The organism is Shewanella waksmanii (assembly GCF_043643685.1).
Classification (GTDB): domain Bacteria; phylum Pseudomonadota; class Gammaproteobacteria; order Enterobacterales; family Shewanellaceae; genus Shewanella; species Shewanella waksmanii_A.
Genome location: NZ_JBHZSN010000001.1, coordinates 249,226 through 263,534, shown reverse-complemented (window position 1 = coordinate 263,534; position 14,309 = coordinate 249,226). Strand labels below are relative to the sequence as shown.

Genomic DNA, 14,309 nt, shown 5'->3' with positions numbered 1-14,309 from the left:
AAAGAGGCACCACTAAAAGTGGTGCCTCATAGTTGCTTCAATGCCTTACTAGCAGTTTAGAAGGTAACACGAGCACCTAATGTCCAGCGCGCTTCATAAACATTCTGGAACGCTTTCTGGTCAGAGTTTTCAACATAAGTCTGTTGATACTCTTCAAGAATATTTGAGCCATATACGTAGAAGCTCAACATCTCATTTAGGTTATATGTCGCACTAAAATCAAGCTGCGAGTAGGTATCTTGATACAAAGATTGTCTGCCGATATCAGCAGAGCCCGTAGTGATCAGACGTGGGCTAACTGAGTTCCAAGCAAAACGTGCTGAGAATGCATCTTGCTCGTACCATAGAACAAAGTTATAGGTATCTTTTGACATACCAGGGAATGGTAAATCGTCACCATAAACATCTTTCGCCGCTTCACTTTCTTGCTTACTGTCCGTATAAGTGTAGTTAGCGTCAAGACCAAAGTTATTTAAAATGGCAACATCTAAGTAGTCGTCCAATGCGATACGCGCACCCACTTCGATACCTTGAACCTTACCACCTTCACCTTGAACAGATGTTGAGAAAGGCCATGGACCACGAGATACACCATCATCATCTGGCTCATCAATATAAACTGTACCTGAAGCAACGAAGCTCTCAATATCAATCTGGAAACCAGATAAGAAGAACATAGACGCATCACCTGCATACCACTCAGCAGATAACGAGATGTTCTCTGAGCGCCATGGGTCTAAGTCAGGGTTACCATCTAATGAACCATTAACAACACGTAAACAATCACATTCTTCATTAAATACCTTACCAACTGTTTTACCACCACCTAACGCACCTAGGTTTAGTGGCATCATGTTCTTAGAGTAGGCTGCACGAAGTACAACGTCTTCATGAACAGCTGCGGCTAAGTTAAATGAAGGTAGGTAATCGGTATAACTGCGTTCAGTGACTACATCACCGATATCTGGGTTTAAGCCCGAGTGAGGTAGGCTAGGACCAACAAGGTTCTGCTTCACATACTGGTTAGTCTCAACCACTTTTATACCAAGATTACCGCTAAAGATGCCCTCTTCGAAATTTGCTTGTAAGAAGTAGCTAAACTCATCGAGATTAACATCATACGATGCACCAGCATTTTCGATGCGCTGAACATTGCCAAACGTTTTCTCATGGAATGCACGTGGGTCGCGGAAGTTATTTGGATCAATCACCCAAACACCTGGAATACCAGTAACATTACCAAAGTTAGTTTGATAAGAAACCGTTGTGTGCTCATCAAGACGGGTTGGCGCTAATAGCGTGTATGGCGTCCATTCACCATCAACATATTCACCCGTGCCCTCTACACCAACACAATCTTCACCATAGAATTGGTCAACCGCTTTCCACTGAGCAATATCGCATCCACCACCAAATTCAGAGGTATAAGTAAACTGGTCATGGTCAACCTTGCGCTCTTCATAGCGCGCACCAAAATCAACGCTGGTGATAAATGGCACATCATCAAACGCATAGTTCCACGCTGTACTAAAGGTGTTAATTTCACCCTTATCATCGGTGTTACCCTCTGATGAGAATGCACCAACATGGTATGAGTCTATGTCTGCCATGTAATCAGCAACCGATCTCATGCCTTTAGCGCCATTGACCATTTGATCAAAACCACTAAAATGCGGATGCTCACCACGTGCATCATAATTCAGCATAAACTGATCTTGAATACCCAAGGAATAAAGACCGAAACAGCCACCTTGGTCGCCAACAATCTCTTCGCCGTTATTACAATATTGAGACGGAGTCAGACCACCAGGACCTGGAACCAAAGTACCTTCATCAATACTTAAAATATCGCCTTCACCATAACCATGACGCATTGATGCAGTTGCTGTCGCACGTGTCATACGCACACCACCAGTCAGTGCGCCACCATTGTCATAGTTCAATTCAAAGTTATAGTTCTCAGACTCTTCTTCATTGACGTTAACTTGAGTGAATGACTGCATACGGAATGAACGCATGTCAAAGGCATTTACACCACGCCACTCATTGCCATCATCGTCATAAAACGGTGCGCTGTTGGTAAATCCATCACTTGGGAAGGCGTAATCGTTAAAAGACTGCCAACGGTTGTTTTGCGAAAAACCACTGCGGTTATTAAAACGATCTTGTTTGGTGTAGAAAGCGTCAGCAGTTAATGTAAAACCTTCACCAAGGTCGGCTTGTACCGATAGCTGGAAGGCATCACGGTCGCGCTCTTCGACTTTGTTAAATGCTGAGAAACCTTGAGGAACTATATGACGAATATCTGTACTGTTTGGTCCGGCACCCCAAGTATGGCTATTACGAGCTGCACCAATACCACCATCTTCCGAAGTATCAAAATACCCGTTATAGTCAGTCGCTAGCGTTGCTTGCTGCTTAGCGGCAGAGAAGAGAAAACCGAATTTATCATCATTGTAGCTAATTAGGCCGTTGAAATTTGGATCTGTCTCTTCAGTGATAGAACCTTGGGTTACATCAGCTGCTGCGTTAAACGTCCAACCCGACTCCATATCAAATGGGCGGCGAGTTTTAAGATCAACTGAACCAGAAATACCTTTAGCACTGCGGCTTGATTCTGCTGATTTAAATACTTCAATACCTGAGAATAGCTGCGCAGGAAGATCACCATAGTTAGCGCCAGAAGTATCAATTGTTGTAGCACTTAAAAATACTTCGCCGTTTAATGTCGTGGCAACTTGAGGTAGACCACGGATTGCAATCTGACCACCTTCACCTGCAGAGCGAGTCACTTGCACACCGGTAATACGTTGCAGAGAGTCAGCAATAGTGACATCGGGTAATTTACCAATGTCTTCAGCTGTAATGCCGTCAACCTGTGAATCTGCAAATCGTTTAGTATTAATACTGGCTTTACTACTTGCTCGAATACCTCTAACCGCAATCACTTCGATATTTTCATCTGAAGCCGTTGTCTCATCAGCAGCTGTTGCAAGTGGTGCCGCGCCACTTGTCATAACAACCGCGATACTGGTTGCTAGAACACTTTTCTTAAAGTTAAATCGTCGCATCTCAAAAATCCCTTATTAAGCTTTTTTATCTTTTTTATGCTCATGACCACTTCCGCTGGAAATGACAACGCTGTCATGTACAGTTCAAATACTACACAACTAAGACTGATGTCGCTACAAGTTTTTAACCAAGCCGCAACAAGGGTTCATTAGAGAAGATTAATTAACAAAAACGGAAAAATCGCCACAAAACCAACAAAGTAACACAACAAAATCTTGCTAACCCCATCATTTTAAATGACAAAAAATATAAGCAAATTCATTAGCAAAAAAAATAACACTGCTACACTCGGTCATGCACCATACTTCAATACTTTACATTTGTGATAGTAAAGTATCAATTTATGCGAATATAATCTTAAACCCTTGATTAAATTTGTTACATTTCATTCAACTATAGGTAAATCAGCGCAGCTATAAATAGTTAGCTAGCATATAAAACAACAAGGTTTAAATAGGTAACAAACAGCTACAATTGACAGCGTTGTCAATTGTGCGTATACCTAGCAAAAGTTAGTTAACATAAGATAAACTTGTAGCTCGATAATTATTAACCTGCATTGTTGGATAAAGCAGCCGATAATTCACCAGCAGTGCTTACAACAATAAGCTATCCCAAATAGCCCAAACTAGGTCTCCCCCAATGACAAATATTGTTCCACTTACTTCAACGAAACACTCAAATATCAATGTTAAAGATTCAAGTAACTACCATCGTTTTACGAAAGAGCACATTATTCCAGTCGTAATACGTGAAATCATCACACTGGCTTCAGAGTTTCCCATCGTATTTATCAAAAATGCTAAAACAGAAGAGTTTATGCCCGTAGCAATGATGGGGTTAAAAAATGGCATTAACCTTTATTGTCAATCAGAGCTGTGGACAGCACCAATTAAACCACTAGGCTTCAACAACGCACCTTTGTCATTGATGAAGTCAGACCCAAGCAGTGATGATGTAATGATCTGTATTGATGAAGACAGTGATTTAGTCAGTAGCTCTGAAGGTCAACCACTGTTTACGATTAGTGGTGAACAATCAGACTACTTAAAACAGCGAGCAAATGCATTATTAGACATGGCAGCTTGGACGCAGCAAACTAGCGTTATTTGTCAATACCTAGCCGAAAAAGACCTTCTATCCCCTCAACAGTTAACGGTAAAGTTAGACAGTGCGGAAAACAATATCAACATTGGCGGCATATACATGGTCAATGATGAAACAATTAACAACCTATCAAACGAGCTGTTAATTGAACTAAAAGAAAAGGGCCTACTGTCGGTGATTTATGCCCATCGCGCATCAATTCACCAAATACCACGGTTAATTGCTAAGCAAAATGCGTTTGATGCAAACAGCAAATAATTAGGTTAGATTTCTCTGACTATCACCTTTGATAGTGTTGTATGAGGATAGATGATGTCGATTAAACTTGAACAACCAAAGTCAATTCTGATTGTAGGTGGCGGTACCGCCGGCTGGATGGCTGCAACTAGCTTCCTGGCAGCTTGGGGGGAAAACACCCAAATAACATTAATAGAATCTGATGATATTGGCATCATAGGGGTTGGTGAAGGCTCAACCCCTTATCTAAAACAATATTTTTCTAACTTAAATATTGAAGAAAAAGAGTGGATGGCGGCCTGCGATGCAACCTATAAAGCGGGAATTACCTTCCCACGCTGGTCAACAATAAAAGGCTATGAGAGCTATTTTCATCCATTTTTTTCTCAATTCGACTTAAAACCAGCGGAAATGTTTTTCCATAATAGCGGTTTAAGGCGCAGAGGTTATCAAGCTGATGTTCACCCAGAAAACTACTTTGTTTCTTCACAACTAGTCCAGCAAAAGCTTGCACCGATACCAGATAGTTCAATCCCGTTTGATGTCGATTATGGCTACCATTTTGACTCAGGAAAATTAGGTCACTTTTTAAAAACACGTGCAAAAAACTTAGGCCTAAAGCATGTTGTCGATCATGTTCAGAGCATTGTTACCACAGCCCATGGTGAAGTCGACCATATTGTGAGTCGCAACTCTGGAATACTTAATGCTGACCTTTATATCGATTGCACTGGGTTTAGTAGTTTAATTCTCGATAAAGCGTTAAAGGTACCATTTCAGAGCTTTAATAAAAGCCTGTTTAACAATGCCGCCATTGCGATTCCCTCTCCAGCATTAGCTCCTGATGCTATTGCGCCTCATACAGTGTCAACAGCGCTTAGTAACGGCTGGGCTTGGGAAATCCCACTAACGTCACGAGTTGGCAATGGCTATGTTTATAGTAATGATTTTCAAAGTGCAGACAACGCAGAGCTAGAGCTTAGGCAAAAACTCAACCTTGTCGATGCCGATGTCGAGGCTAGGCATTTAAAGATGAAAGTAGGTAGAGTTGAACACCACTGGTACAAAAACTGCCTTGGCGTTGGCCTATCTCAAGGCTTTATCGAGCCTCTAGAAGCAACGGCCTTAATGCTAATTCAATTCACCCTAGAGAAGTTTATCAAACGCGTAAATAGCGGTGCTGATACACTCAATGAACAACAGCATTACAATCAAGAGATCAACGCGACTTTTGATGGTGTTAAAGACTATATTGTTGCCCACTATAAACTCAACACTCGCACGGATAGCCAGTATTGGCATGCTTGTAGAGAAGATATCATCATCTCCAATACACTCGCAGAGTTAATTGAAACCTGGGATAACGGTGAAGATTTTGAACGTGTATTGACCAAATATAAGCAAGAGTTAGTCTACCTTAGACCTTCTTGGTATTGTATTTTATCTGGGATGGGACGCTTTCCCGGTTCAGCGAAAACAAACAACCAAGCCGGGCCAACTCAACAAGCAATCGCGTACTGTGAAAAAATGGCTAAACAGTATTTTGTTAGCCATCACTCACAGCTTTCGACAATACACGCCTAAGTTTGGGCGTATTTGCCTAGAGCTAGTTTAAAGATCGAAATTTATCGATTAAAGACTGATGATCAATGTAGCCACTAGCCTCGCCTTCACAGGCTAATTTGGCTTTTTGATGGTTTCTTGCTGCGATCTTAGAGGGTCGTTTAGATATATCAGGGAAGTGCCCCATTCCAGCTAAAATGCAATACCAGGAAGTTTTAAAATAAGCTTGAGTCTGAATATTATCACGTAAAACCGCATCAAAAGAGCCACCAGTTAGCCAGCCATTAATAATATTTCCCAGCGAGGGCGACAGCTGCTTATTTTGTCTGCACGCGCGCCAATACTCAGTATCATCTCGACTGTTCAACAAATAGTGCGCTTGTAAGTAATCTCTCGTGCCATCGATAAGGTGGTTAATCTCATTGTTAAACACCGTTTGATGTTTATTGGTAAACTCCCCAGCCTCAAAGTACTTAACAAACTGCTCTAAGGTTTGCTGAATAACGTTAAGCATCGGTGCTTCTAAAGGCTCTAAAAAACCTTGGGAGAGCCCTATCGCAACACAATTTGCTTTCCAATGTTGGTTTATTCGCCCTACTTGCCAAGCTAAATGCAAAGCTTTAGCGCCATCACTTGCTACACCCAAATGTTGTCTAAGTTCAACTTCAGCTTGCTCTGCTGATAAATGTTCTGAACTATATACGTAGCCATTACCATAACGATTTGCTAATGGGATTTTCCACACCCAGCCTGCAGTCAATGCCTGCGATACGGTTTCAGATAGTAATAGACTGTCTTGCGATAAGGGAGTTTGAATAGCGACAGCACGGTTGTTAAACAAATAACCACTGTAATCTGTTAATTTTTCTCCTAAAGTCTGCTGTATTAGCAATCCTTTAAACCCTGAACAATCGATAAAAAAGTCACCCTCTACCATTTGCCCCGATGTCAGCTTCAACTTGGCTATCTCTCCGCTGGTATGGCAAGCAACCTCAATGACCTTATCGTCAATATGATTTACACCACGTTGAATCGCAACTTGCTTTAAAAAGCGTCCGAGTAGTTCAGCGTCAAAATGATAGCCATAATCAAGTCGCTTGCCATTTTGAGTTTGACTTATTGGCGCTTTACGCATTCTTGCTAGGGCTGATGTAACAAAGTAATCATCTGGGTGTGCATGGGTATCCATGCCTTCACGGCGAAAGTTTGCGTTATTAAAAAAGTGTTCAACTTGATCACTATCAACAAAAGAATAAAACGGATGAAAATAGCTTCGATAACCTTCTTTCGTCGACCAATCAGGGAAACTGATGCCACATTTATAGGTAGCGTTTGCTGCTGGCATCCATTGTGATTCACTGATATCAATGGAATCAAAAAAACTTTGTATAAATGGAGTCGTGCCTTCCCCCACTCCGACAGTGCCTTCTACTGTTGACTCAATTAAAGTCACCTCAACACCCAAGGACTGCCACTTTTTCTGTATTAGATTTGCGGTCATCCACCCGGCTGTACCACCACCTAATATCACGATTTTTTTAGGAATATTATTCATTATTATTGTTCCTATTCATTTAACTCAAACGGCTGGTTTAACAAAATAAGTTCAGCCCCAGATTAACGATACAGATAAAAAAAGCCAGTCTATTGACTGGCTTTAATACTACACATGTCGATTAATTACAGGCGGAAGCTTGCACCTAAGTAGAAACGACGACCGTTTGCACTTTGAGTACCGCCTAAGCGTGCACCGTCTGACTCACGAATATAGTAGTTTTCCCAAATTTCATCAGTGATGTTTAGGGCTTCGAACTTAATCGTTAACCAGTCCGTTGCATTCCAGCTAACCTGTGCATCCCATTGCTGCTGAGCATCACGGTAACGATTACCAATTTCAGTTTGCGCAAGGAAATACTCACTACGGTAGTTATAGTTAATACGTGCACTAAAGAAATCATTCTCGTAGTAACCACCAACGTTATACGAGTTCTTAGAAGTGTTTGGCAGTTCAACATAACGATCAACTGTCGTTGCCCCAACAATGTTGCCATCTGCATCTGTCACAGTAGCTGCTTCAGTGACTTTAGCATCGGCTACATCTGTGTAGGTATAGTTAGCATAACCACCAAAACCATTATCAAATGCGTGCTGAATTTGGAGCTCAACACCGTCAATTGACGTGTTACCACCATTAACTGGAGTACTTAGCTGATCAATTTGCTGACCATTAATTTCTTTAGAGACGGTAGTTGTGTAAATGAAGTTATTAATGTCTTTCTTAAATGCTGTCACACCAAGAATTGATTCAGGTGTAAAGTACCACTCACCACCTAGCTCATATTGCGCTGCTGTTAGTGGCTCTAGGAATGGGTTACCCGCTGAACCAGAGCTAGTTTCAGGTGTTAAGTTTACAGCAGGTGCCAACTGGAACGGCGCAGGACGAGTCAGTGCGCGGCTAGCAGCAGCACGTAAAATCACATCATCAGCTAAGTCATACGCCACGTTAATGCTTGGCAACCACTCGCTGTATTCATTATCAAAAGAAACCGCTTCACCACTATTAACATCAGTACCTGAAGATGTTGAATCAGTCGTGACATAACGGAGGCCAACGTTACCGCGTACACCTTCTACATCAAACTTAGCCATAGCATAAAGTGCAGAGATCTTCTCTGAAACATCAAACGATGATGCACCTTCAAACACGTTAGTATTACGGCACATACCAGTACTGGTATCTGTGCACTCCGCTACATCGTATAGCGCTTGATACATTAGGTCGCGATCTGGCATAAAGTAACTTTGACTAGGGTTACTGGTGTTAGCGTGAGATACGTTAACCATGTCACCTTTCCAAAACTCACTAGCTGCACCTAAGCTACCTGCCCCAATTGGATCTAGACCTTGAAGGTCAGTTTTCCAACGGTTTTGCTCCATAGAACGGTCACGGTACTTACCACCAACTTTAATCTCATTTACGCCACCAAAGTCTACGAACCATGAATAGTCTAACTGAGCATAAGTTTCTTTGTCTGTGGTTTCGTTTAGCTGATCAAAAATACCACCTAGCCACATTTCATCACCTGGATTTGCTAACCATGGGCTGGCAGAAGTGAAGTCAATTGCAGGAGCAGTTCCACCTGGGTTGGTAAAGTCGAACGAAGCACGAGGATCTGTAGCATCTACCCAAAACTCAGTGAAGAAATCGCGGTTGGTACCTTTACCTTCTGTAGTACCAATCTGCCAATGTAGTTTGCCGCTTTCTAGCGACCAGTTACCTTCAAAGTCAGCCACGTAAGTCGACATTTCAGAGCCGTCACGGAAAATATTATCGTAAGCCATGTGACGTGCCCAACCTGGACGATGATCTACACCTGTTACATCCAATGATTCGACGATGTTATTATTTACTGTGCCTGGGTTAGTATCTTCACCTAAGAAAGCAACGCCACGGAAAGGAATACCGATAAGGTTAGAGTTGACGTTATCAGCCTTCATTGTTGAGCTCATGTAATGAAGGGCCATATCGAGATCATCGGTTGGCGCCCATTGCGCAGTGATGTCATAACCAATACGTTCACGGTCTTGTTCAAATAAAGCAGAACCAATACCCCAAGGTGTTGCACCTTTTTCATCAGCACCAGCTGGCGCTTCAATTAATGGATCAATACGTTCGATAGATGGACCAAACCAACCAAAATCTTCAGTAGTTTCACGACGAACTGAACGGTTTTGTAGTGAAGCAGAAACTAAAATACCGAAAGACTCTTCTTCGTTCTTCCAGCTATAAAGTCCTGATAAACCTGGATCAACTTCTTCAGAAAGGTCGCCATACTGACCTTCTACTGAGCCATGGAAAGTGTTAGCTTCTAAATCTAGCGGCTTACGTGTACGTAAGATAACTGTACCACCTAAAGCGCCTTCATCAATATCAGCTTGAGCTGTTTTATACACTTCAAGACCAGCAATCATTTCTGAAGCAAGTAGCTCAAAGTTAAAGTTACGGGTTGCGTCAGATAAAACAAACCACTGACTGGTACCAACAGCTTGACCATTTAGTAGGGTTAAGTTTTGATCAGGTTGAACACCACGAATAGTAACACCCTGTCCTTCACCAAATGTACGGTCAATAGTAACACCTGGAATACGGGCTAAGGTTTCAGCGACGTTTTTATCAGGAAACTTACCGATATCTTCAGCGCTGATGGCGTCAACAGTTCCTTCTGAAAAACGTTTGGTGTTTAAGTTAGCCTGCTGAGAAGCCCGAATACCGCGTACTTCGATCTTCTCAATATCGTCAGCACCCGTTTCGGCGGCGGTTACTGATACCGACATTGCGCCACTCATCAAGAGCGCAATATTTGTCGCTAGTAGAGTCTTCTTAAAATTAGATGGTCGCATCTCGTTTCCCTTTCATAACTTTCTATTATTTTATTTTTTAGCGCCGCCAGTAACATCTTAACAAAATGACAACGCTGTCATGTCGCAGTACAAACATTACACAAGAATTAACAGTTGCGCCACAAGAAAATAACCATCAGTGATACTTTTCTATCCAAATGAACATTTTTTTTACAGATTTCTTAAGAAACACCGAATGTTAAATTGTTGTAAAGAAAGCAAAAACAGAAAAACATCCCGCCAAACTTTAGAATATAAGTAATAATCAAATTAAATTTGGTGATTGCTAAATAATGCAAAACTTCGCACTATAGTCTTTCAAAACAAGGAAATGTTGGTTGGTTTTTGGTGATAATATTGCTTCTTGGGTAAGCAAGTAACTTGTTGCCATTGCCTGTTGCCAAAAGCACACAGCCAAACAAGCGAGTATAGGTTTAATGAAAGTAACAATTAATGACGTCGCCAAACATGCCGGAGTCTCTATCAAAACCGTATCAAGGGTGACCAATAATGAACCCTCGGTAAAGCAAGCGACAATTGACAAAGTAAACAAATCTATTGAGGCACTTAATTATCAACCTAATGTCGCCGCTCGAAACTTAGCAGGCACAAAATCGTACGTAATCGGTTTTGTATATGACAACCCTAATGCCTACTATGTTATTGATATGCAAAATGGCATTTTGTCATCCTGTAAAGCAGCAGGTTATGAACTGCTGATTCATCCATGCGATGCCAAGTCTGCTAATATTTGTGATGAACTAACCACACTTGTAAAACAAGCTAGATTATCAGGTTTAGTTCTTACCCCACCACTTTCTGAAGACCCCAAAGTGCTCAAAGCCTTGGATGAGGCTAATACCAATTATGTGCGGATTATCGCAGGTGAAAAGGTGCCCGAAAATCAGGGAATGGCAGTATTAGTCAATGATAGACATGGGGCAATATCCATTACCCAACACTTAATTGACCTTGGTCATAAATCTATTGCGTTCCTCAGCGGTGATCAACATCACGAATCAACCAAAGAACGCCTTGCTGGATTCAAGCAGGCACTTGGAGATAACGGCATTGCAGTTAATGAGCAATTTATTGTTTCTGGGCAATATTCATTTGAGTCCGGTGTTGAGGGTGCAAGAGGCTTATTAGAGCAGAACGAAAAACCCACCGCTATTGTTGCGTGTAACGATGAAATCGCTGCAGGAGCTCTATTTGCAGCGAGACTTGAAGGCGTTGATATCCCTGGTCAATTGTCTATTGTTGGTTTTGAGGATAGCCCATTTTCACGTCAAACATGGCCCAAACTCACAACAGTTCATCAGCCAAACCAACGTATTGCACAAGTAGCCACTGAATTATTAATAGCAAAAAAATCAAATAGTAAATCAGAATCTGGTCGCGTTTTTGTTCCTGAGCCAGTAATAAGAGATTCCACTTTGCAACCTAAATAAATAAAAAGGCCGTTAATTTTTATTAACGGCCTTTTTATAAAAATCTCGTAATTAGAAATCGTTATACTGCTTCTTCGTTTTCTTCGCCTGTGCGGATACGAATTACTCGCTCAATATCAGTAACAAAAATTTTACCATCACCAATCTTCCCGGTACGTGCGGTGTCTACAATCACTTCTATAGCTTGCTCAACTTGTTCATCTTGAACCACTAATTCAATTTTAACCTTAGGTAGGAAGTCAACCATATATTCTGCACCGCGATATAACTCAGTGTGCCCCTTTTGGCGACCAAAGCCTTTAACTTCCAATACCGTCATGCCTGTGATACCAATTTCAGCCAATGACTCTCTCACATCATCTAATTTAAACGGCTTAATGATGGCCTCTACCTTTTTCATTTACAGCTCCTAAATTGTTCGCATAACGGAATTATTAGCCGCTAGCTTATCACGGGCAAAGGCTAGCCTAAAGACATAAATACAGTCACTTATCGATAATGAACACCGAGAAATTACAAATAGTGATTTATTACAGCAAGTCCAATTTATTCTTCTATACTAACTTCTTGTGGCGCAAACAGCCACGCTAGTGCAGGATGCACGCATATTTTTCAGGGATTGAAAATGAAACAGTCAACAGGATTTAACCTGGTTGAGATGATGACGACCTTGGTAATCGCTATCACCTTAACCAGCGTAGCTTTGCCGTCTTTAACTGAGCTGTATCTCGCCTTTCGAACAGAAATGGCGATACGCTCAATTCAAAGCACGCTTCAATTAGCTCGCAATTCTGCCATAAACTACGGTGCGAGAGTCAGTGCCTGCCCGATTGTCGATGGCAGTTGTCACAATGATTGGCGACAAGGCATCACTATCTTCATTGATTTAGGTGAGCCCAATACACTTGATGGCCAAGACCAAGTTTTGCTAACTACCGGTAGTTTTCATCAAGATGATTTTGTCCGCTACAACCGTGCTGCAATCCGCTTTCAAAGAGATGGCCTAGCTTCTGGTACCAATGGTACTCTAAGCTATTGTCCCAAAGACAAGGCAAGTCCACTATCAAAATCCCTTGTGATTAACCAAGCTGGCAGAATACGTTTTTCCAATAAATCGAATATCAATTGCTTGGATTAACCCCGTCAACAAGGCCGCTTTTGCCAAAATATTGGCTCCAAAAAGCCTCTAATAAGTGCTGTAAAAAACGGCTTTCTCACATATACTTAACAAGGGTAGTCAGGGGAAGTATATGCATACAGGTATCGAGCGACACAACGTAAAACGCCAAGTAAAGGGGTTTACCCTTGTTGAGCTAATGGTCACTATGGTTATTGCGGTCATTTTGATCACCGTAGGTGTTCCCTCGATGAAAACCATGTATGAAGCCTACCGAAGCGAAGGCGAAATTCGCCGTATTCAACAGTCGCTATTGCTGACTCGTAATTATGCAGTGAGTTATGGTACGCGAGTCACCATGTGCCCCACTGCAAGCTCTGGTTGCGGCACCGACTGGAAAGATGGGTTCCATATTTTTATTGATGGCGGCGCAGCAAATAGCATTGATGGTACAGACCAAGTGCTACAACAATTTGATGCCTTTAATTCCAGTGATTTTGTTACCTTTGATGGATCATCCATCAGCTTTAGTCCCGACGGCCTCGTTGCCACCAACTCAACCTCTGGAACCTTCGTTTATTGTCCAGGTAGCAAAACAAGCGATGAGTCCCGAGGCGTAACGGTATCAGCTTCAGGACGTATTCAGTTTGCAATCAACAGTGTCACTTGCAGTTAACGCAGGGTAATAGCATCAAGCTTTTTAGCGCTGGCATTATCAAAGTCTTCACTCTCTAACTTGCACTCGACTACATCTGTTATGAGGAATTTATCACCACGACTGCTTACATTTGAACGACCAGGTAAAGACTTCACCTTTAGTTGATATTCAGCCACTTTCCATCGATAGAACACAATTTGCTCACCTAAGCGACTATTAACAAAACACTTATATTCAGCCTTTTGTTCCGCCTTAACAGGGGCTACCGCCGAACTTAAAGCCAACAATAGAATTAACCAAACTCTCATTGCCAACACTCCTGTGGAGACTTAACTCCAGCACTTGTTATCGTCATTGTGGCGCAAGCCGAATCACGCGCAGCTTGCTTTCCTAATGCAGTAGCCGTAACAGTAAAATCAGCGGTGCCTGCAGAGTCAACGCTGTAATGTTCATGTTCAGTTTTCAATGGATCTGCTGCTAAGCCTAAGTCGGTCATATCTTCTGTATAAACCCGGTTATCTAAGTAAAACTGCTCCTGCAAGTTGGCAACCCGCATCACTGCAGCATGGCCTTCAGCACGGCCACTTACCGCCACATACTCGGTATAAGCGGGGTAAACTATGGCAGAGATAATGCCTATAATGGCAACCGCTACCATTAGCTCCACCAATGAAAACCCTCGCTTTAACTTAACCATATTATT

The 14,309-nt window shown here is 42.0% G+C and carries 11 protein-coding genes; 5 read left to right on the top strand and 6 right to left on the bottom strand.

The features are described 5' to 3' along the window. Positions 1–56 precede the first annotated feature (56 nt). On the bottom strand, positions 57–3,071 hold the full coding sequence (locus ACHUFW_RS01210; RefSeq protein ID WP_394200167.1) for a TonB-dependent receptor: 3,015 nt from the start codon (positions 3,069–3,071) through the stop codon (positions 57–59). Between the two features lie 643 nt (positions 3,072–3,714). Here ACHUFW_RS01210 and ACHUFW_RS01205 point away from each other — a divergent pair. Beyond that, complete coding sequence (locus ACHUFW_RS01205) at positions 3,715–4,437, top strand: SapC family protein (protein ID WP_394200166.1); 723 nt, start codon at positions 3,715–3,717, stop codon at positions 4,435–4,437. A 51-nt stretch (positions 4,438–4,488) separates the two neighbouring features. Further along, positions 4,489–6,000, top strand: coding sequence for a tryptophan halogenase family protein (locus ACHUFW_RS01200; RefSeq protein WP_394200165.1), 1,512 nt, complete (start codon positions 4,489–4,491; stop codon positions 5,998–6,000). A gap of 22 nt (positions 6,001–6,022) precedes the next feature. On the opposite strand, the gene ACHUFW_RS01195 is transcribed toward ACHUFW_RS01200, so the two are convergent. Together ACHUFW_RS01195 and ACHUFW_RS01190 are read right to left on the bottom strand one after the other, a co-directional pair. Next, positions 6,023–7,534, bottom strand: coding sequence for a tryptophan halogenase family protein (locus ACHUFW_RS01195; protein WP_394200164.1), 1,512 nt, complete (start codon positions 7,532–7,534; stop codon positions 6,023–6,025). 125 nt (positions 7,535–7,659) lie between these two features. Then, entirely contained in the window at positions 7,660–10,380 is a 2,721-nt protein-coding gene (locus tag ACHUFW_RS01190; RefSeq protein ID WP_394200163.1) for a TonB-dependent receptor, read from the bottom strand. Between the two features lie 437 nt (positions 10,381–10,817). Between ACHUFW_RS01190 and ACHUFW_RS01185 the strand changes: the two genes are divergently transcribed. After that, positions 10,818–11,831 carry a LacI family DNA-binding transcriptional regulator gene (locus tag ACHUFW_RS01185; protein WP_394200162.1) on the top strand — a complete coding sequence of 338 codons (1,014 nt, stop codon included), beginning with the start codon at positions 10,818–10,820 and terminating at the stop codon, positions 11,829–11,831. A gap of 61 nt (positions 11,832–11,892) precedes the next feature. Here the strand turns inward: ACHUFW_RS01185 and ACHUFW_RS01180 are convergent, their stop codons facing one another. Continuing rightward, on the bottom strand, positions 11,893–12,231 hold the full coding sequence (locus tag ACHUFW_RS01180; RefSeq protein WP_394200161.1) for a P-II family nitrogen regulator: 339 nt from the start codon (positions 12,229–12,231) through the stop codon (positions 11,893–11,895). A 225-nt stretch (positions 12,232–12,456) separates the two neighbouring features. Between ACHUFW_RS01180 and ACHUFW_RS01175 the strand changes: the two genes are divergently transcribed. Both ACHUFW_RS01175 and ACHUFW_RS01170 read left to right on the top strand, forming a co-directional pair. Beyond that, on the top strand, positions 12,457–12,969 hold the full coding sequence (locus tag ACHUFW_RS01175) for a GspH/FimT family pseudopilin (RefSeq protein ID WP_394200160.1): 513 nt from the start codon (positions 12,457–12,459) through the stop codon (positions 12,967–12,969). 112 nt (positions 12,970–13,081) lie between these two features. Then, a complete protein-coding gene (locus ACHUFW_RS01170; protein ID WP_394200159.1) occupies positions 13,082–13,624 on the top strand; it encodes a GspH/FimT family pseudopilin in 543 nt (180 codons plus the stop codon). Here ACHUFW_RS01170 and ACHUFW_RS01165 read toward each other — a convergent pair. Both ACHUFW_RS01165 and ACHUFW_RS01160 read right to left on the bottom strand, forming a co-directional pair. Then, positions 13,621–13,914, bottom strand: coding sequence for a TapY2 family type IVa secretion system protein (locus tag ACHUFW_RS01165; RefSeq protein WP_394200158.1), 294 nt, complete (start codon positions 13,912–13,914; stop codon positions 13,621–13,623). The genes ACHUFW_RS01170 and ACHUFW_RS01165 overlap by 4 nt on opposite strands. Further along, the gene (locus ACHUFW_RS01160) at positions 13,911–14,303 is read right to left on the bottom strand and encodes a type IV pilin protein (protein ID WP_394200157.1); all 393 of its coding nucleotides are present in this window, start codon (positions 14,301–14,303) and stop codon (positions 13,911–13,913) included. Before ACHUFW_RS01160 ends, ACHUFW_RS01165 begins: the two co-directional genes overlap by 4 nt. Between the last annotated feature and the right edge of the window lie 6 nt (positions 14,304–14,309).

Excerpts from the sequence above, each read along its gene's own strand:
- ACHUFW_RS01210 (WP_394200167.1), bottom strand. The coding sequence starts at position 3,071 with ATGCGACGATTTAACTTTAAGAAAAGTGTTCTAGCAACCAGTATCGCG.
- ACHUFW_RS01205 (WP_394200166.1), top strand. The coding sequence starts at position 3,715 with ATGACAAATATTGTTCCACTTACTTCAACGAAACACTCAAATATCAAT.
- ACHUFW_RS01200 (WP_394200165.1), top strand. The coding sequence starts at position 4,489 with ATGATGTCGATTAAACTTGAACAACCAAAGTCAATTCTGATTGTAGGT.
- ACHUFW_RS01195 (WP_394200164.1), bottom strand. The coding sequence starts at position 7,534 with ATGAATAATATTCCTAAAAAAATCGTGATATTAGGTGGTGGTACAGCC.
- ACHUFW_RS01190 (WP_394200163.1), bottom strand. The coding sequence starts at position 10,380 with ATGCGACCATCTAATTTTAAGAAGACTCTACTAGCGACAAATATTGCG.
- ACHUFW_RS01185 (WP_394200162.1), top strand. The coding sequence starts at position 10,818 with ATGAAAGTAACAATTAATGACGTCGCCAAACATGCCGGAGTCTCTATC.
- ACHUFW_RS01180 (WP_394200161.1), bottom strand. The coding sequence starts at position 12,231 with ATGAAAAAGGTAGAGGCCATCATTAAGCCGTTTAAATTAGATGATGTG.
- ACHUFW_RS01175 (WP_394200160.1), top strand. The coding sequence starts at position 12,457 with ATGAAACAGTCAACAGGATTTAACCTGGTTGAGATGATGACGACCTTG.
- ACHUFW_RS01170 (WP_394200159.1), top strand. The coding sequence starts at position 13,082 with ATGCATACAGGTATCGAGCGACACAACGTAAAACGCCAAGTAAAGGGG.
- ACHUFW_RS01165 (WP_394200158.1), bottom strand. The coding sequence starts at position 13,914 with ATGAGAGTTTGGTTAATTCTATTGTTGGCTTTAAGTTCGGCGGTAGCC.
- ACHUFW_RS01160 (WP_394200157.1), bottom strand. The coding sequence starts at position 14,303 with ATGGTTAAGTTAAAGCGAGGGTTTTCATTGGTGGAGCTAATGGTAGCG.